Annotated in this window: 16 protein-coding genes; 10 read left to right on the forward strand and 6 right to left on the reverse strand. The window is 68.9% G+C overall.

Annotated elements, in window-relative coordinates:
- Positions 1-31 precede the first annotated feature (31 nt).
- From FAB82_RS06380 to FAB82_RS06395, 4 genes are all read left to right on the forward strand, one after another.
- Positions 32-595 carry a GAF domain-containing protein gene (locus tag FAB82_RS06380; protein ID WP_136533715.1) on the forward strand — a complete coding sequence of 188 codons (564 nt, stop codon included), beginning with the start codon at positions 32-34 and terminating at the stop codon, positions 593-595.
- Between the two features lie 191 nt (positions 596-786).
- Positions 787-2,508: a bifunctional metallophosphatase/5'-nucleotidase gene (locus FAB82_RS06385; protein ID WP_136533716.1), complete on the forward strand. Its 1,722-nt coding sequence runs from the start codon at positions 787-789 to the stop codon at positions 2,506-2,508.
- Between the two features lie 112 nt (positions 2,509-2,620).
- Positions 2,621-3,442, forward strand: coding sequence for a Bax inhibitor-1/YccA family protein (locus FAB82_RS06390; RefSeq protein WP_136533717.1), 822 nt, complete (start codon positions 2,621-2,623; stop codon positions 3,440-3,442).
- An 8-nt stretch (positions 3,443-3,450) separates the two neighbouring features.
- Positions 3,451-3,771, forward strand: coding sequence for a hypothetical protein (locus tag FAB82_RS06395; RefSeq protein ID WP_136533718.1), 321 nt, complete (start codon positions 3,451-3,453; stop codon positions 3,769-3,771).
- On the opposite strand, the gene FAB82_RS06400 is transcribed toward FAB82_RS06395, so the two are convergent.
- From FAB82_RS06400 to FAB82_RS06410, 3 genes are read right to left on the reverse strand one after another with little or no spacing between them, the layout of a single operon-like run.
- On the reverse strand, positions 3,768-4,085 hold the full coding sequence (locus tag FAB82_RS06400) for a helix-turn-helix domain-containing protein (RefSeq protein WP_136533719.1): 318 nt from the start codon (positions 4,083-4,085) through the stop codon (positions 3,768-3,770). The genes FAB82_RS06395 and FAB82_RS06400 overlap by 4 nt on opposite strands.
- Positions 4,082-4,444 carry a type II toxin-antitoxin system RelE/ParE family toxin gene (locus FAB82_RS06405; RefSeq protein WP_136533720.1) on the reverse strand — a complete coding sequence of 121 codons (363 nt, stop codon included), beginning with the start codon at positions 4,442-4,444 and terminating at the stop codon, positions 4,082-4,084. The genes FAB82_RS06400 and FAB82_RS06405 overlap by 4 nt, the downstream gene beginning before the upstream one ends.
- A 19-nt stretch (positions 4,445-4,463) precedes the next feature.
- Entirely contained in the window at positions 4,464-6,581 is a 2,118-nt protein-coding gene (locus tag FAB82_RS06410) for an FUSC family protein (RefSeq protein WP_136533721.1), read from the reverse strand.
- A gap of 220 nt (positions 6,582-6,801) precedes the next feature.
- Between FAB82_RS06410 and guaA the strand changes: the two genes are divergently transcribed.
- Positions 6,802-8,346: a glutamine-hydrolyzing GMP synthase gene (guaA, locus tag FAB82_RS06415; RefSeq protein ID WP_136533722.1), complete on the forward strand. Its 1,545-nt coding sequence runs from the start codon at positions 6,802-6,804 to the stop codon at positions 8,344-8,346.
- 104 nt (positions 8,347-8,450) lie between these two features.
- Complete coding sequence (locus tag FAB82_RS06420; protein WP_136533723.1) at positions 8,451-9,368, forward strand: NUDIX hydrolase; 918 nt, start codon at positions 8,451-8,453, stop codon at positions 9,366-9,368.
- Between the two features lie 54 nt (positions 9,369-9,422).
- Here FAB82_RS06420 and FAB82_RS06425 read toward each other — a convergent pair whose 3' ends face one another.
- Entirely contained in the window at positions 9,423-10,673 is a 1,251-nt protein-coding gene (locus tag FAB82_RS06425) for a phosphatidylserine decarboxylase (RefSeq protein ID WP_136533724.1), read from the reverse strand.
- Between the two features lie 282 nt (positions 10,674-10,955).
- Here FAB82_RS06425 and FAB82_RS06430 point away from each other — a divergent pair, with 282 nt between their 5' ends.
- From FAB82_RS06430 to pcrA, 4 genes are all read left to right on the forward strand, one after another.
- A complete protein-coding gene (locus FAB82_RS06430) occupies positions 10,956-12,083 on the forward strand; it encodes a Cys-Gln thioester bond-forming surface protein (RefSeq protein ID WP_136533725.1) in 1,128 nt (375 codons plus the stop codon).
- A 441-nt stretch (positions 12,084-12,524) separates the two neighbouring features.
- Positions 12,525-13,706 carry a thioester domain-containing protein gene (locus FAB82_RS06435; RefSeq protein ID WP_168801450.1) on the forward strand — a complete coding sequence of 394 codons (1,182 nt, stop codon included), beginning with the start codon at positions 12,525-12,527 and terminating at the stop codon, positions 13,704-13,706.
- 267 nt (positions 13,707-13,973) lie between these two features.
- Complete coding sequence (locus tag FAB82_RS06440; protein ID WP_342799439.1) at positions 13,974-14,246, forward strand: chorismate mutase; 273 nt, start codon at positions 13,974-13,976, stop codon at positions 14,244-14,246.
- A 103-nt stretch (positions 14,247-14,349) separates the two neighbouring features.
- Complete coding sequence (gene pcrA, locus FAB82_RS06445; protein WP_136533728.1) at positions 14,350-16,602, forward strand: DNA helicase PcrA; 2,253 nt, start codon at positions 14,350-14,352, stop codon at positions 16,600-16,602.
- A 20-nt stretch (positions 16,603-16,622) separates the two neighbouring features.
- On the opposite strand, the gene FAB82_RS06450 is transcribed toward pcrA, so the two are convergent.
- Positions 16,623-17,417, reverse strand: a complete 795-nt coding sequence (locus tag FAB82_RS06450) for a M23 family metallopeptidase (RefSeq protein ID WP_136533729.1) — start codon at positions 17,415-17,417, stop codon at positions 16,623-16,625.
- A gap of 200 nt (positions 17,418-17,617) precedes the next feature.
- A complete protein-coding gene (locus tag FAB82_RS06455) occupies positions 17,618-18,610 on the reverse strand; it encodes a biliverdin-producing heme oxygenase (protein WP_136533730.1) in 993 nt (330 codons plus the stop codon).
- Positions 18,611-18,864 lie beyond the last annotated feature (254 nt).

An 18,864-nucleotide genomic window follows, 5' to 3' on the forward strand; every position in this document is an offset into this window, starting at 1 on the left:
GGCCGAACACCCTGCTAATAAGGAGAGCACGATGACCGATCTCGGAACCGAATTCCGCCTCACCATCACCCCGGACGACCCGGACGGCTCCAAGCGCGCCGCCCGCCTGGTCGCCCTCGGCGCCCTTCCCGAGGCCGTCCCCGAATACGACGACGTTGCGAAGCAGATCATCGAGATGACCGGCGCCACCTGGGCCGGAGTGAACTTCGTCGGCGAAGAGCAGAACCAGTTCTTCCCCGGCATCGCCGGCCCCGGCACCGAATCCGTCGACGGCGCCGACCCCGAGATCGGGCGCGAGATGCCCGGCAACGCCGGCTACTGCGTGCACGTCGTCGCCCGCGAGAAGGCCATGGCGCTGAACAATGTCATGGACTACTCGCGGTTCGCCACGAACCCGGTGGTCGACGCCCTCGGCATCCGCTCCTACATCGGAGCGCCCCTGGTCGACCAGGAAGGCGCCACCATCGGCACGGTCTGGGCCATCGACAACAAGACGCACTCGTGGACCCAGGAGGACGTCGACCGCATGAAGGGCATGGCCGCCAAGGTCATGCGGAGGATCATCGAACGCAATGCGGAGCGCCACGCCCAGTAGGCGCTAGATCGCGGCAAGACCTATGGAGCGGAGGCGGCGACAGTCGCCTCCGCTTCGCCGTCGCCTGGCCGTTATCGCGCTTTTGTGAACTCGTTATGCTCCATTGACGCCGAGGCAATCGTCCCATGATTGGATCACGATGGGAGGCCTCGTGGTCCGCCCATCTCCTATCGAAACCCCCCGGGAGCGCGATGTTCAGTACGAAGAAGCGACGGTACCTAGCCGCGGCCTCGGCCGCCGCGCTCGCCGTCACCACCCTCACCGTCGGCGCCTGGTCGGCGAACGCCGGTTCCAATGGCCACGGTCGCGAGATCGACCTGCAACTGCTGGCGCTCAACGACTTCCACGGCAATATGGAAGCCGGTTCGGGCCTCACCCACCCCGTCGACGGCACGGACGTCCCGGCCGGCGGCGCCGAATACCTGGCCACCCACCTCGAGGAGGCCCGCGAGGGCGAGCGGTACTCGACCACCGTCGCGGCCGGCGACCTCATCGGCGCCAGCCCCTTCATGTCGGCCGTCTTCAACGACGAGCCCACCATCGAGGGCCTCAACGCGATGGGCGTCGAGGTCTCCTCGGTCGGCAACCACGAGTTCGACGACGGCTACGAGGAACTCCAGCGCATCATCGACGGCGACGAGGACTTCGAAGGCGCCGACTTCCCCTACCTGGGCGCCAATGTGGTGGACGAGGAGACCGGCGAGCCGGTCCTCGACCCCTACTGGGTCAAGGACTTCGGCAAGGGCGTAAAGGTCGGCTTCATCGGCATGACCCTGGAGGGCACCGGCGACATCGTCTCCAAGGCCGGCATCGAGGGCCTGGACTTCCTGGACGAGGTCGAGACCGCCGACAAGTACGCCGAGGAGCTGAAGTCCCAGGGCGTCAACTCGATCGTGGTGCTGCTGCACGAGGGCGGTACCCCGGTCGAAGAGGACACCGGGCACGAGTGCGAGTCGCTTGACGGCTCCGGCGTCGGCATGTCCGGCCCCATCGTCGACATCGCCGAGACCGTGTCCCCCCAGATCGACATGCTCATCACCGGGCACACCCACCAGGAGTACGTCTGCTCCGTGCCCGACCCGGCCGGCCAGCCCCGCATGGTCACCTCGGCCTCCTCCTACGGGCGCGTCTTCACCGAGATCGACGCGACCTACGACCGGCGCACCAAGGACATCATCCGCTCCTCGGTCACCGGTTCGAACACCGTCGTCACCCGCGACGTCGACCCCGATGAGACCCAGGGCGACATCATCGCCGAGTACTCCGAACTGGCCGACGAGGTCGGCGCCCGCGAGGTCGGCTACATCGCCGAGGACATCAAGCGCGGCGCGACGCGGGCCGAGGAGTTCCCGCTGGGGAGCCTCATCGCCGACGCGCAACTGGCCCGCACCGCGGGCGAGGACGTCGGCGGGGCCGAGATCGCGTTCATGAACCCCGGCGGCGTCAGGGCCGACCTGCTCTACGACGAGGGCGACCCCGGCGTGCTCACCTACGCCGAGGTCTTCACGGTGCAGCCGTTCGCGAACTACCTGGTGACGGTCGATCTGACCGGCGCCCAGATCCTGACCGTGCTCCAGCAGCAGCTGCCGAGCGACGACCGCGCGACGACGCTGTTCCTCCAGGTATCGGAGGGCTTCACCTACACCTGGGACACCAGCCAGAGCGGCACCGACCAGATCGTGGCCGACTCGCTGGAGCTCAATGGGGAGCCGATCGTGGCCGACCAGACCTACCGGGTCACGATGAACTCGTTCCTGGCCGACGGCGGCGACTCGTTCCACGCCTTCGCCGAGGGCCAGAACCGGCTCTTCGGCGAGATCGACGTGGACGCCCTGGAAGCGTGGCTGGCGGAGAACTCGTCGGCCGACGCCCCGGTCAGCGCCCCTGAGCTGGGTCGCGTCAACGTCATCTAACAGTCTCAACAGGATCGCGTCACCGGCGGGAGACCCAGGTCTCCCGCCGGTGACGTATATAGGCGACGACCGGATAGGCTTGAGTCGCCCTGACATTACGGAGGACGTCACAATGGGAATGCAGAGCAACAACTCATCCCTCAGAAACATGATGAAGAGCCAGTACCGCGAGCAGCAGAGCATGGGCGCGGCATATGGCCAGTACGGGCAGATGACGCAGGCCCCGCGGGTCGAGGCCATGCGCATCGACGATGTCATCGTCCGCACCGCGGCGCTCGTCGGCGCGACCTTCGTGGCCGCGATGGTCACCTACTCGATGGTGGCCAACGGCATCGCCACTGGCGACCAGGCCGCGATCAGCACCGCGATGACGCTCGGCATGGTCGGCATGTTCATCGGCCTCGGCGTCATCATCTTCTCGATGTTCAAGCCGATCACGAATCCGATCGTGGCGTTCGTGTACGCGGGCGGACAGGGACTCCTGCTCGGCGGCGTCAGCGCGATCTTCGAGCAGCAGTACCCCGGTATCGTCGTCAACGCCCTGGTCGGGACCGTCATGGTCTTCGGCGGGATGCTGGCGCTGTACAAGTTCCGCATCCTCAAGAACTCGCCGATGTTCGCCAAGGTCATGATCGGTGCCGGCTTCGGCATCTTCGGTCTGATGATGGTCAACCTCGGCGCGTCCATGTTCGGCATGAACCTGGGCCTGTTCGCCGGACCGACCGGCGACGTCTCGACTCTCCAGTGGATCATCGCCATCGGCATCACCCTGTGGGCGGCGTTCTCGTTCATCCTCGACTTCGACATGATCGAGCAGTCGGCCGCGGCCGGCGCCCCCAAGAAGTACGCCTGGGCCGGGGCCTTCGGCCTCACCGCCGGGCTCATCTTCCTGTACTGGAACCTGCTGCGCCTGCTGAGCTACTTCCAGCGTTAAGCAAGGCAATGACAGCACCGCAAGCGGTGACGTTGGAGCGGGCGATCGGGCGCGTCGTAGAAGGCACGCGCCACTGGTCGCCCGCTCGCTGGTCTTCGGGCGGCAAGGCCGAGGCGATGCACGAACTCGTCCAGACCCTGGCCGACCTGTGCGCCGAGGCCGAGGGCGAACCGAGACGCGAGGTCCCCCGCCTCCCCAACGACCTCCACCTCCCCGAGCAGCTCCAGGTCATAGGCCTGGACCTCCTCGACGTGGCCGACCGCCTCACGCCGTCCCAGACGGCAGCGGCCCACACGGCCATAGAGAAGGCCCGCACGGTCTTGTTCTAGGCGATCCGGATGACGTCGCCGTCCTCGAAGAAGATCGACTGAGACAGGTGGCCGCCGAGCGCCTCCGCATAGCGAGCTAGGGTCTCCTGCCCGGAGATGCTGCCCTTCTCGATCTGGGAGACCCGTCCTTTCGTGACGCCCATTCGGTCGGCGATCTGTAGCTGGGTCAGACCGCGTGCACGCCGGAGCTCGGCAAGCCTGAATCCCTGTGCCTCGGCCAAGATGCGTCGCTTGCCTTCTTCGAACGCCGCTGCTCCTCCTGCGCGTTCGATGGCCTCGCTGCGGATATCGCTCCAGCGAACGTAACCTTTCATCGGCTTTCCTCCTCGGCTCGTCGGTCTGTTAGGTACCGGTCATATCGCTGTTCTGCCAGGGGAACGGCTTCCTTGTACCACTGGTTCCACTTTCCCGCCTTGTTGCCAGCGACAAGCAGAACGCTGCATCGCCACGGGTCGAAGGCGAACAGGATCCGATTCGAACCTGACCGTAGCTCTTTGAGGTTCGGCAACTTGGACCCTTTCAGCGTGTCGACCGTGGGTCGGCTTAGGTGAGGGCCGTGCTCGACCAGCAGGTCGATCGTCTGATCGATTCGCGTACGAGCCTTGTCGTCAAGTCCGTCGAGCCACTCTTGCACCTCGTCGAAGATGAAAATGTCCCACTGCTTCTCAGGCATGCAATGAGTTTAGGAAATATTATACCTGAATTCTGGGAGGCGCGTCGGATGGCGTGTCGTCGCCGTCCCAGCCGGCCATGAGCAGCGACGCGTCGTTCAGGGCCTCGACGAGGTTGTCCGATTCCCAGCGCAGCACGCTTCTTCTGGTTCGCGTGGACGAATCCCCTTCGGCCAGTTGGCGGTCGAGCTTCCGGGCCGCCGCCTCCAGGTCGACCTTCCGGGGCGGCTTCTGGCCCCGGGCCAGGGCCGCGAGGCGCAGGTATGACCCGTCGACCGCGTCGGCGAAGGCGTCCACTCCCGGCAGGCCCGCCGTGTCGCTCTGCTCCCGGCCGATCGTCGCGTTGACGGCCACCAGGGCGCGCGCGGCCCGCGAGAGCGCCGCCTCGGCCCCCAAAGCATCGTCCGAGAGCGGGCCGGGACCGGCCACCGGTTCGGCCTTGGCCTGGTCGGCGGCCGTGTTCAGGGCGGCGCGCTTGGCGCGGACCTCGTCGATGGACGCGTGGATGGTCTTGCGGTCGTAGTCGACCGGGTGGGCTTGGCGGTCCAGGGCCAGGCGCGCGTAGTCGCGGTAGGAGTCGACCAGGTCGCCCAGGAGATCGCCGAGGCGGCGCGTCTGCCAGGTCGGCACCAGCACGTAGAAGCCGATCGACAGCGACGCGCCGACCGCCGTGCACACGCCCCGGTCGACGGCTGCGACCACCGGGTTCTCGCCCGAGAGGTCGATCTGGAACACCGTGAACCCGGCGACGGCGGCCGCGAACAGCAGCATCGAGACCGGCCGCATCAGGTACGCCACGAGCGCGCAGCCGAGGACGACCAGGCTCAGCAGCAGCGCCGTCTGCGGGATGAGCAGGGCCAAGAGCGAGGCGATGACGACGCCGCCGAAGGTGCCGATGCCTCGGGTCACGCCGCGGGTGAGCGTCCCGGCGAAGTCGGCCTGGAGGACCAGCCACGCGGTCAACGGGATCCAGTAGCCGTGGTCGGTCGGCCAGGCGAGGCCGATGGCCATCGCGGCGGCGACGACGGCGGCGCGCCGCGCGGAGTGGTGGACGATCGGGTCGCCGGGGCGCAGGCGTCCGCGCAGCCGCCCCAGCGCTTCGCGGGTCTTGCCGGTGGCGTGGGCCAGGGCGGGGTCGGAGACGATCTCGTCGCCCCCGCCGGTGATGCGCGAGGCGAAGGAGCCGGTGTCGTGGAGCGTGCGCAGGAGTCCGGCGATCTCGGAGGGGATGGTGCCGGTGGAGGTCGCGACGGGATTGTTGGCGAGGTCGTCGAGGAGGACGTCCCAGTCGAGGGCGGCGGGGCGGCGAGTGGTGATCTCGGCGGCGAAGTGGCGCAGCAGCCGCGCGGTCAGCAGCAGCGCCTCCGAGTAGAACGCGACGGTGTCCCGGTCCTGGGCGTCGGCGCGGGCCCGGGCGGAGGCGACGCGGCCGATGGCGGCCGAGACGGCGTAGATCTGGCCGCGCGCCTCGAGGATCGCGGCGGGCAGGGCGCGGCGCCGGTCCAGCTCGCGGGCGGCCTCGACGAGGGTCTCGGTGCGGTAGGGGGCGAGGGGGTCGGCGGCGAGCTCTTCGGCCTCGACGGCCAGCGCCGTCCAGGCCCCGGCGAGGGTCTCGCGGTCGGCGGCCCACCGGTAGTAGGGCGGCAGGAGCGCCATGATCGCCTGCACGGCCCCGCCGGCGACGACCGCGCCCGCGGCCAGCCACGGGGAGGTGTGGGCGGTGAGGTGTTCGGCGAGGAAGAACATGATGCCCGAGACGGTCAGCGTGATGCCGATGGCCTGGGTGATCGAGCCGATGAAGGTGAGGGCGAAGGCGTAGGCGGCGGAGGCGGCGACGAGCACCGGCGGCGAGTCGATGGCGCCGAGGAGGACGCCGCCGGCGCCGGCGACGCCGATGAGGAGCGGGGTGACCGGTCCGGTGCGGGAGTCGGGGGTGAGTAGGCCGACGCCGCCGAGCCAGGCGCCCATGATGGCGGCCTGCGCCCAGCCGGGGTTCCCGATGCTCTGGGTGGCGATCAGGGCGATCGCGATGCCGCAGGCGGCGCGCACGGCGAGGACGGGCGCGACCTCGCCTCCGTTCCAGGAACGCAGGTCTCGGCCGACCCGTTCGAACGATTCCCTCACGCCCGGGTTGAGCACGCCATGAGCTTAGGGCCTGTGCCGTGGATCCGGGCGGTCGCTATCCAGTCCATTTGTTCGCTCGCTGCGTTGTCGGGCTCCCAGATCCAACACCGGGATCTGGGAGCCCTTCCGCCTTGCGAGCGAGCAAATGGCCTCGGATATCGCCTCTCCCGGATCCACGGCACAGGCCCTAACCGCGCCTACCAGTGTGAGGTCGGCCTCCGGCTACGCTGGTGGCATGCAACAACCGGTGCTGGTGGTCGACTTCGGGGCCCAATACGCGCAGCTCATCGCCCGTCGGGTCCGTGAGGCCCATGTCTATTCGGAGATCGTGCCCTCCGACATGTCCGCGAGCGAGATGCTCGCGAAGGATCCGGCCGCGATCATCCTGTCCGGCGGCCCCTCCTCGGTGTACGCCGAGGGCGCGCCGCAGGTGGACGAGGCCCTGTTCCAGGCCGGCGTGCCGGTGCTGGGGATCTGCTACGGATTCCAGGCGATGGCCAAGGCCCTGGGCGGCACGGTCGCCAAGACGGGCCTGTCGGAGTACGGCGGGACCGAGCTCGACGTGGTGCGTGCTGGGACCCTGCTCGCGGGCCTGCCGGAGCGGCAGTCGGTGTGGATGAGCCACGGCGACTCGGTCACCGAGGCCCCCGAGGGCTTCGAGGTGGTCGCCCGCACCGCCGGCGCGCCGGTGGCGGCGTTCGAGAACCTCGACTCCCGCCTCGCGGGTGTCCAGTACCACCCGGAGGTCGCCCACACGCCGCACGGCCAGGCGATCATCCGGCACTTCCTGCACGACATCGCCGGGATCGGGCCGTCGTGGACGAACACGGCGATCATCGACGAGCAGGTCGCATCGATCCGCGAGCAGGTCGGCGACAAGCAGGTGCTGTGCGCGCTGTCGGGCGGGGTCGACTCCTCGGTCGCGGCCGCGCTGGTGCACCGGGCCGTCGGCGACCAGCTGACGTGCGTGTTCGTCGACCACGGGCTGCTGCGGGCCGGCGAGGCCGAGCAGGTCGAGAAGGACTACGCGCAGCTGACCGGCATCGACGTGCGCTGCGTGGACGCCTCGGACCAGTTCCTGACCGCCCTGAAGGGCGTGGCGGACCCCGAGGAGAAGCGCAAGATCATCGGCCGCGAATTCATCCGCGTCTTCGAGGCCTCCGCGCGCGACATCGCCGCCGAGAAGGACATCGAGTTCCTGGTCCAGGGCACGCTCTACCCGGACGTGGTCGAGTCCGGCGGCGGCACCGGCACCGCGAACATCAAGAGCCACCACAATGTCGGCGGGCTCCCCGACGACCTTCAGTTCGCGCTCATCGAGCCGCTGCGGGCCCTGTTCAAGGACGAGGTCCGCGCGATCGGCATCGAGCTGGGCCTGCCCGAGGCGATGGTGTGGCGCCAGCCGTTCCCGGGCCCGGGTCTGGGCATCCGCATCGTCGGCGAAGTCACCCGCGAGCGTCTCGACCTGCTGCGCGCGGCCGACGCGATCGCCCGCGCCGAACTGACCGCCGCCGGACTCGACCGTTCGGTGTGGCAGTTCCCGGTGGTGCTGCTCGCCGAGGTCCGCTCGGTCGGCGTCCAGGGCGACGGCCGCACCTACGGCCACCCGGTCGTGCTGCGCCCGGTGACCAGCGAGGACGCCATGACCGCGGACTGGTCGCGGCTGCCGTACGAGCTGCTGGCGAAGATCTCCACCCGCATCACCAACGAGGTGCCGGAGATCAACCGGGTCGTGCTCGACATCACCTCGAAGCCGCCGGGCACGATCGAGTGGGAATAGTCCACGCCGCTACGCGTCGTGCCTCACAAGCACCGCTGACGCTGTACACAGGTCCGGCTCGCAAGCTTCGCCGGGAAGGCCAACCAAGGTCGTACAGTTGAGGGATGCAATTCCGGATAGCTGCGTACGGGGAGGTACGTGACGAGAAGGGCCGGCTCCTTCTGACCAGGCGGCAGCGCTCAGGGCGCGAAGCGGGGCCTTGGCATCTCCCAGGCGGACTCATCGACCACGGGGAACCTCCCAAACGGGCCGCCGCGCGGCTGGTCAAAGAACACACCGGCTACGACGTGACCATCGCCGAGCCGCGCGAAGCGGTCGCCGTGGCCAGGCGCGGCACCCACACCAACGCGATCATCTATGCGGCGGCCGCCGTCGGCGAGCCCGATCCCGGGTTCGACGGCGACACCGCCGAATGGGTCGAGCCGACCCGGGCGGCGGCCGAATCCCACTCGCCGTTCGTCTCGGCGTGCCTGCGACTGGCCGACGACCGGCTGGCCGGGCGCGTCGACAAGACCCCGACCGAGCTGCGTCCCGTTCCCCCGGCGAAGGCCAAGAAGGGGCGCCGCAGGAGGGGACAGCGCTTCGGCGCCTACGGCGTGGTCTCCGACCATGACGGGCGGATCCTGCTGGCGCGCATCTCGGACGGCTATCCCGGCGCCGGCACCTGGCACCTGCCCGGCGGCGGCGTCGACTTCGGCGAATCGCCGCGCGCGGCGGTCTTCCGCGAGATCTACGAGGAGACCGGCCAGGACGCCCGCGTTGGCGACCTGTTGAACGTGACCTCGTTCCGCCATCGCCGCGCGATCGGCCCCGAGGGTTATCCGCTCGACTGGCACGGGGTGCGGGCGATCTACTCCGCCACCGTCCCCGATCCCTCCGCGGCGCAGGTGGTCGAGGCCGCCGGCGGCTCGACCAGCGAGTCCCGCTGGTTCGCCGCGGACGCCCTCGCGGACCTGCCGCTGTCGGCGGCCGTCGAGGACGCCCTCGAAGTCGTCGACCTCGAAAAACTGGCGGCCACCTGAGGGATCGCCGATCGGGGGAGGTTCGCACCTCCTCCACAATCGGCGATCACCCGGCTAACGCCAGCGTGCGATGACCGTCTCCCCTGCCCGCACCGGCTCGCCCGGGGCGATCGAGGCATCGGCGGCACCGGCCGGCAGGTAGATGTCGGTGCGCGAACCGAACCTGATGAGTCCGTAGCGCTCGCCCTTGGCCAGGGCCGCACCCACCTTGGTGCGGTTGACGATCCGCCGCAGTACCGCGCCGGTCCGCTGGGCCACCACGACGCGGCCGCGGGGCGTGTTCAGCACCGTGTAGCAGGCCGCATTGTGCTCGGCCTCGGGCGCGGACACCTTCGCGTAGCCGCCCCGCTCGGTGAACACGTCGGCCACTTCACCGGCGACGGGGGAGCGGTTGATGTGGACGTCCCACAGCGACAGGTAGACCGAGATGCGCAGCCATTCGGAACCGGCGGTGCCGGTCGCCGCGCCGAAGCGCTCGTCCACGACCGTTTCGACGGCCATGATGCGGCCGTCGGAGGCGGCCAGGACCGCCTCGGGCTCGTCGTCCTCGACGCGCAGGTCGGACTGGCGCACCGGGTCGCGGAAGAACGCCGCGACCGGGAGCGCGGCCGCCGCCGGGAGCATCCACGCCTTCGACTTCGGCCGGATCTTCTTTGCCGCCAGGGCGGTCCCCAGGAGCAGGCCGCCGGCGATGATCCCGTTGGAGTCGACGTGGACACCCGGGGTCAGGGCCACCGACGAGGCCCGCCAAGCGGGAGCGAGGTCCGTGGCCGGGGCGATCGCCCGAGCCTGGCCGTCGTGCTCGGAGGCCGAGCCGATGCGGAGTTTGTGGATGCGCAGCGGCGGGAAGGACCGGACGATCAGGTCCGTGCCGATGCCGTAGTCGGCGACGAGTTCGGCGATCTCCTCGCGCGCGGGCGCGGTGAGCGTGGCGGCGAAGGACAGCACCCCGCCGGGCAGGACCTTTTCGCGCAGCGTCTCGATGTCGGCGATGAACGCCTCCGCCTCGACCGTGACCGGTTCGGCGAGCATGACCTCTTCGACCGCTTCGGCTTCGGCCAGGTCGGCGACGGCGGTGACGTTCCCGGCGGTCCAGGAACCCTCGGCCTCCAGCGCCGAACGTAGGTCCTCAATGGATGTGCGGTCGCACACGACAGTCAGGTGATCGGAGGGCATGAGCGCCTCCATCGCCGCCGTCAGCACCGGGTTTCCCCAGGCAGCGCCCAAGACCAGACCGGTCTTGGGGCCCCTCCGGCGAGCGAATTCGTCGGTGATGCCGCGAGCGGCGGCTTTCGAGATCGGCATATTCCAGACTATAGAGCGCCCGGTCTGCGGGGCGGGCGCCGCCGCAGGCGGGTCGCCCGGCGGGAGCGGAATTGAACGCGGACGAGGCGGCACCTGATGGCAGAGTTTCGCCTGCGACAAGAGTTCCGAATCGCGACTTGCGCCCCGATTTGGCATCGTCCTTTCGGCGCGTTCCAAACATCATTCGTATGAGCGCCCGCGCCCGCCTCCCCAGTGTCCTCGTTTCCCAAGGTGTCGGGCAATCCCCCGCCCGACACCACCGCTTCAGGAGGACCGACCACGATGACACGACACTTGCGACTCGCACCCCTGTTGGCGCTCATGGCTTTCGCGCTGGCGCTACTGGCCCCCGCCGGGGCCGCGCTCGCACAGGATGAGGCACCCGTCAGCGGCGACATCCAGATCGCCGAAGGGCTCAATCTGCACGGGAAGCTCGACGGGAAGCGATTCGACGTGTGGGCCAACGTCCTCAGCCTCAAGCCGCACGACGGCGGCGAGGCGCTCGGGGTCTACTGCATCGACATCCGCACCGCGCTGGACACCGACAGCCCCTACGCCGAGGGCGACTGGGAGAGCGCCGAGGTCGCGAACCTCGAACAGGTCCGCTGGGTCCTGTTCAACGGCCACCCCAATGTCGCCGCCGGCGACCTGCTCGCCGAGTCAGGCGCCGAAGTGGACGGCGGCTGGGAGTCGGCCGACACCGCCCGGGTCGCCTATGTCGCGACCCAGGCCGCCGTCTGGCACTTCACCGACGGATTCGAACTCGACGCCGACGAGCCAGTCATCGACGGCACGGACGCCCAGAACGAGGCCGTCGCCGCCGTCTACAAGCACCTGACCGCCGACGCCGAGCGCCTGCCCGACCCGTCCGAGCTCTACGTCGACCTCGAAGGCGAGGAGGAGGCCGCCTACGCCGACGGCCGCTTCGGGCCGTACACGCTGCGCTCCACCGCCGGACCGGTGGAGCTGTCCGCCGAGGGCGGCAGGCTCGTCGACGCCGAGGGCAACGAGGTCGACACCCTCGAGGACGGCGAGCAGTTCCACATCGAACTCGACGACGACTCGGACGGCATCACCATCACCGGGCACGCCTCGTACGACCTGCCGGTGGGCCGGGTGTTCCTGGCCACCACCGACGAATCGCTCTCGGGCGACGCGCTCAACCCGATGACGTCCGGGGCGTCGCAGAAGCTGATCCTGGCCGAGGCCAGGGAGGCCGACATCCCGGCCGAATGGGCCTTCGCCCTGGAGATGCCCGAGAACGGGCAGCCGACCGAAGCAGAGGCGGCGCCGAAGCTGCCGTCGACCGGTTCGAGCCTGACCATCGCGTTCGCCGCCGGACTGGCGATGCTGGTGGGCGGCATGACGGTCCTGGCATTCGCCCGCCGCGGCAGGACGCTCGAACACTGACCTGCCGATGCGGGGCGGATAGGTGCTCACAGCGGATTCCCAGGTCCGCCCCGCTGCCGCCGGAGAGTTCCGAACGACTCGATCCCGTTCGGGCCCGGGCCCTCTCCGGCGGCTCTTAAGCCACAATCCAGCGCATGGTGAAGCCGGGGGCCGAAAGGCCCCCGGCGCTTCTGCATGCCCCGGGCCTTTTTCGTCCGTGCACTTGCACCACACGCGCATCCACCCGTCACCGATGCCTGTCCTGATTGGCCGCCGATGCCGAATCGTTATGGTGTTGCGTCTCATGGGTGCTGACCTGTTACCTTGCCGCGCAATCGAAGTCCCTGGTTGGGGCGATTCTGCCGGGTTTGGGGGGCCTAGTGCAACCGGCAGGTGGTCGCTAACGTGTCGTATGCAGAATCAATGCGTCAATCCCTCGGAAAACATAAGGGACTTCAACTGATGATGAACAAAGCCCTCAAAGGGTCATTGGCCGCTGCCGCAGGCATCGCGCTCAGCCTCACCGGCGTCGGCGCCGCCTTCGCGCAGGACGAGGCGCCCGAAGACACCGCTCCGGTGGCCTCCGGCACCGTCGATTCCAGCCAGGACGGCGTCGGCCTCAACGGCATGCTCGGCGAAGAAGAGGAGAACGTCTGGGCGAACCTCCTCCAACTGCACCTGAGCGAAGAAGACACCCGCCTGGTCTACTGCATCCAGATCAGCGAGCCGCTCCAGGACGGCAACGTGTACGAGGAGCGCCCCTGGGAGGAAATCCCGGTCGAGGACCTCCCCCTCGTGCTCGGCGTCCTCACCTCCGGCTACACCGGCGACAATGCCGGCACCCTCCTCGAAGAGGCCGGCGTCGCCGGCGACAACGAGGACTACGACGGCTACTCGTGGGACCAGATCGCCTACGCGGGCACCCAGGCCGCCATCTGGCACCTGACCGACGGCTGGGAGATCAACGCCGACGACCCCACCGTGGGTGAAGCGGCCGCCGACGGCGCCGTTCTGGCCGTCCAGGAATACCTGCTCACCGAAACCGAACCGGTGGACGAGCCCGACTTCACTCCCGAGTTCGAGGTCGACAGCACCGAAGCCACCGTCGACGGCACCACCGCCGGCCCGTTCACGATCGGCACCAACCTCGGCCCGATCGGGTTCACCCAGCCCGAGGGCGCGACCATCGTCGACGAGAACGGCGAAGAGGTCACCGAGTTCACCGACGACCAGACCGTCTACGTCGAGTTCGCCGACGAGGTCTCCACCACCGTGAGCGTCCTGACCGACACGGTCACCTGGACCACCCCGATGGGCCGCGTCTTCGTGCCGACCTCGACCCCCGCCGCCGAGTTCGTGCCGCAGGCCGACACCGGCGCCGAGGACATCGACGGCCAGCGCGTCATCCTCGCGGAGGAGCACTCCGAGGAGATCTCGGCCGAGCTCGAATTCAGCATCACGGTCGAAGAGGCTCCGTCCTCCGAAACCCCCCAGGCCACGCTGCCCACGACCGGTACCAGCCTGACCGCCGTTGCCGGAATCGGTGGCGCGGTGCTGGTCGCCGGTGTGGTCGCGCTGGTGCTCATGCGCCGCCGCGCCGCCACCGCCGGTGCCGACTGGGGCGATGACACCGAAGAGAAGTAGTCCGAAAGCCGCGTGCCCGGCACCGCCTGGGCACCGGCACGGAAACTGAGAGAACGACCACACGCCCGCCGACTCAGTCGGCGGGCGTGTGGCATACTTGGCGACGTGAACTTGAACGCGCGATTTTACTTTTACTACGGCACGGATCGTCCGAAGCCGTAGGTCGCGCTGAACACTGACCTACTGCCCCGGGCGAGTCGCCCGGGGTTTTTTCACGCCCAGGGCCTGGACCCGGACTCTTGATCCGAACACTCTGAAGGAGAAGCCCTGATGTCAAGCACGACCGCCGCCCAGACCGGCACCGACGAGCTCAACGAACTGCGCTCTGAGATCGATGAACTCGATGCCGAGATCGTCCGACTGTGGCAGCGCCGCGCCGAGGTCTCCAAACAGGTGGGACAGATCCGCATGGCCAACGGCGGCACCCGCCTAGTCCTCGACCGCGAGCGCGCCATCCTCGACAAGTACCGCACCGCCCTGGGCGAGGACGGCACCCAGATCGCCATGTTGATTCTGCGAGCGGGCCGAGGTCCGCTATAGGAGGTCGAGTCCGTTCCGGTCGGGCAGGGCCGTGGGCCCGACCCGCCCAGACGGCCGCTGTGCCTCGGACCGTGTCAGGGGTCCGAGGCATAATTGACTTCCTATGAATGACGCTTCCCAGGCCCTGCTGGCCGGCCTCAACGAACCGCAACGTCAAGCCGCTGAGCACGCCGGATCCCCGCTGCTCATCGTCGCGGGAGCGGGCTCGGGCAAGACCCGCGTCCTCACCCACCGCATCGCCCACCTGCTGTCCGCGCGCGGCGTGCACCCCGGCGAGATCCTGGCGATCACCTTCACCAACAAGGCCGCCGCCGAGATGCGCGAGCGCGTCGACGCCCTCGTCGGGCCCCGCTCGCGCGCCATGTGGGTCTCCACCTTCCACTCCGCGTGCCTGCGCATCCTGCGCCGCGAGGCCCACCGGCTGGGCTGGAAGTCGAACTTCACGATCTACGACACCGACGACGCCCGTCGCCTGCTCACCCAGATCGTCAAGGAGCTCGGGCTCGACTCCAAGAAGAACTCGCCGCGCTGGTTCGCCGCCGAGATCTCCCGGTTCAAGAACGAGCTCATCGGCCCCGAGCAGGCCGCCGACGCCGCCGACGACGCCAAGTCCCGGCTCATCGCCGACGTCTACTCCCAGTACACCGAGCGCCTGCGCCTGGCCGCCGCCGTCGACTTCGACGACATCATCGGCACCACCGGCCACCTGCTCCGGACCTTCCCCGAGGTGGCCGAGTCGTACCGGCTGCGGTTCCGCCACGTCATGGTCGACGAGTACCAGGACACCAACCACGCCCAGTACGTGCTCATCCGCGAGCTCGTCGGCACCGGCGACAATGCCGCGGAGCTGTGCGTCGTCGGCGACGCCGACCAGTCCATCTACGCCTTCCGCGGTGCCACGATCCGCAATATCGTGGAGTTCGAGCGCGACTACCCCGATGCCAAGACGATCCTGCTGGAGCAGAACTACCGCTCCACCCAGACGATCCTGGACGCGGCCAACAACGTCATCCGCAACAACTCCGAGCGCGGCCGCGAGAAGAAGCTGTGGAGCGACGTCGGCGACGGCCCGCGGATCCTCGGCCACACCGGCGACAACGAGCACGATGAGGCCGCCTGGGTCGCGAACCGCGTCGACGCGCTCGTGGACGAGTCGCAGACGAGCTTCGGCGACGTCGCGATCTTCTACCGCACCAACGCCCAGTCGCGGGCCTTCGAGGAAGTGTTCGTGCGCCGCGGCATCCCGTACAAGGTCGTCGGCGGCGTTCGCTTCTACGAGCGCAAGGAGGTGCGCGACATGCTCGCCTACCTCAAGCTCACCGTCAACGGCGACGACACCGTCTCGGCGATGCGGGTCGTCAATGTCCCCAAGCGGGGCGTCGGCGACCGGGCCGTGGCCGAGATCGAGGCGCTCGCCGCGCGCGAGCGGATCTCCTTCGCGGCCGCGCTGCATCGCGCCGACGAGGCCCCCGGGGTGTCCTCGCGGGCGCGGGGCGGCATCAAGCAGTTCTGCGAGATCATCGACGCCGCAACGGAACTGGCGCTCACCGCCCCGCCCGAGGAAGTGCTCGACAAGCTCATCGCCGACACCGGCTACCTGGAGGGGCTCGAGCAGTCCACCGACCCGAGGGACGAGGGCCGGGTCGAAAACCTGCAGGAACTGGTGGCCGTCTCCCATGAATTCACCGAGCAGGTGGTGCGTGGGGAAGTGGACGCGGCCGACGACGACGAACCGGACGCGGCGGCCGACGTGGCCTCGTTCCTGGAACACGTCGCACTGGTCTCCGATGCCGACTCGATCCCCGACCCGGAGTCCGAGGAGGGCGGGCAGGTCACGCTGATGACGCTGCACACCGCGAAGGGCCTCGAATTCGACACGGTCTTCCTGACCGGCATGGACGACGGACTGTTCCCGCATGAGCGGTCGATGTCGAAGCCGACCGAACTGGAGGAGGAACGACGACTGGCCTATGTGGGCCTGACGCGGGCCCGCAAGCACCTGCACCTGACCCGGGCCGGGACGCGGAACATCTTCGGGCAGCCGGAGTTCTATGCGGCGAGCCGGTTCCTGTCGGAGATTCCCTCCGGCCTGATCGAATGGAGCGAGTCGGCCCCGCCGCCATCCAGAGTCGTCAAAACGGGGAAGACGCCGTCGTTCGGCCAACCGATCACGATGCGCAACCCGGCCGACGTGCCGTCACTGGAAGTCGGAGACCGGATCACCCACGACAAGTGGGGCCTGGGTCGAGTCGTGGAGCTCAAGGGCTCGGGCCCGAGGGCTCAGGCGCGCATCGACTTCGGAGACGGAGAACCGAAGTGGGTCATCCTCAGGCTGGCACCGGTGAGCAAACTCTAGGGGGGGTCCGCAACCACCCCCTAACCGAGGCTGAGGCCGGCCTCGTCCAGGTAGCCCAGGGGCTCCACCGGTTCGCCGTCGACGTGGACCTCGAAGTGGACGTGGGAGCCGAACGAGAAACCCGTATTGCCCGCGTTCGCGATCTGGTCGCCCATGTCGACCCAGTCGCCTTCGGACACATTGATCTCGGAGTTGTGCGCGTAGTAGGTCTCGACCCCGTCGCCGTGGTCGATGATCACCAGGTTCCCAAAGCCCGACTCCCAGCCCGCGTGCTTCACCGTGCCCGGGTAGACCGTGTACACCGGCGTGCCGGTCTCGGCCGCGAAGTCGATGCCGTTGTGGTTGCGGCCCCAGCGCTGGCCGAACAGCGAGGTGATGTTCACCGAGTCGAGCGGCGCCGTCCATTCGACCTGCGCGGCCTGCGGCGTCACCGGCGAGGTCCGCTCCTCTTCCTCGGCCGTCTCCTGCTCGGCCGTGGCCTCGGCGCCGGGCTCGCCCGGGGTGGCCGCTTCACTCGTCGCCTGTTCGCTCTCCTCGGGCGTCTCGGCCTCCGCGGCCAGCGCCGCGATGTCCGCGACCGCCTGCGAGGCGGCCGGGTCGGGCTCGCCCGAGGGCATTCCCGCGGCGGTCGCCAGGGCGACGATGGACGCTCCGGTGACGGCGCTGCCCACCACTGCGGTGTAGCGGCGCTGCGTCCCCGAAAGAATCGGCGTGAGTTCGGCGGCCCACGAGGCGCGGTGCTGGCCTCGTGTTCGGTGCGGCCGGGCGGCGTGGCGCCTAACGGTAACGGCGCCTTCCAGTCCGGTATCGGACATCTATCCTCCGGGTCCGTGGCTGCGCTCTCCGACGCGGGCGTGAATCACGCCGGGGCCGTGAGCTTGGCAACCGGACCACTGTAAAGCCGAGCGGGCCTAGCACGCGAGATTCGTCACGACGCGGCGTGTCGCACCGCTTGGCCCGGACCGACCATCCCGCGCCGTCAGGGGCTGTACTCCGGCGCCGTGCCGGGCCGCTCCTATGCGCCCGAGAGCTGCGCCTGCGACTCGGTGAAGATCCGCACGACCTCCGGGCGGACCTCGGCCCGCTCGGACAGCTTGCGGGCCCACGGGATCCGGATGGTCTCCGCTTCGCCGTCGACCACCACGACGTAGTCGCCGCCGTGGGCGTCGAGCCCGGTCATGCTCGCCTCGGTCGCCTCCGGCCGGTCCCCGGCTCCCTGGCACATCACGAGCGTGTCCGAGGCGTGGTCGGTGTTCATGTGCTTGCAGATCGCCGCGATCACGTCGTCGGAGAACGGGTTCTCGTTCATCTTGTCCGCCAAGGCCTTCAGTACCTCGCCATTGTAGTCGTACGCGAGCAGGATCTCCTCGATGACGCGGAGCCGGTCGGCCTCCTCCAATGCGACGGCGTCGAGGCGGGCCCGGTAGTCGTCCTTGAAGCGCTTCGGGCTGTCGATGCCGTCGAAGGAGTAGAAGCCGGCGCCGGCGTCGTCCAGGTCGTAGTTCTGCCTGGCGGCCTTGCCGAAAGCCTGTCCGCCGGACAGGTCGCCCAGGTATCGGGTGTAGGAGTGCGCGATGTAGCCGCCGGCCCAGTCGTTCGCCACGGCGCTGATGCGTTCGGCGTAGCGGAGGGTGGCGTCCAGCGGTTCGATCCGCTCGCGCCAGTCCGGTCCGATGAGGAATTCCAGGTCGGCCTCGATCGCCCCGCGGCGCGCCAGCTCATCGAACACGAACGCCCCGGCGACATCGTCACCGCGCCACCGCTCGGCGGCGGTCTCGATAGCGTCGTAGATGAAGTACTGCTGGGCGTGCCACTCGGTGTAGTCGTCCAGGCTGAGCGAACCGTCGAAGAGCCGGTCGAACACGCCGGGGACGCGGTCGGCGGCCTCCGCGGCGGTCGGGTCGAGGCCCTGGTGGCGGGACCAGCTGGCCTCGCGAATGCGGGCGGAGAACGCGGTGGCCTCCTCGCCGGCCCCGACTTCGTTCGGGGCGGTGGGGTTCGCGGTCATGGACGTCCTCCTGGGTCGAGCAAGAAACTTACTCATTATGTAAGGCGACCCTAACTTACTACAATCGGGGCGGACACGGGTAGTGACCGCCCGACCCGTAGGAAAGTCCCGCGCGGGCATCGGCGACAATGGTGTGAAGTCGCACCCACCTGTGCGACTGAATCAGAAAAGCCCCGAGATTCACGGTCCCAGGACTTCCCAAGTGAGGGGAGCCTGTGGCACCATGGGCTCATCTGGTCCCCTTGACGACAGAC

This window comes from Glycomyces buryatensis (assembly GCF_004912275.1).
GTDB classification, from domain to species: domain Bacteria; phylum Actinomycetota; class Actinomycetes; order Mycobacteriales; family Micromonosporaceae; genus Glycomyces; species Glycomyces buryatensis.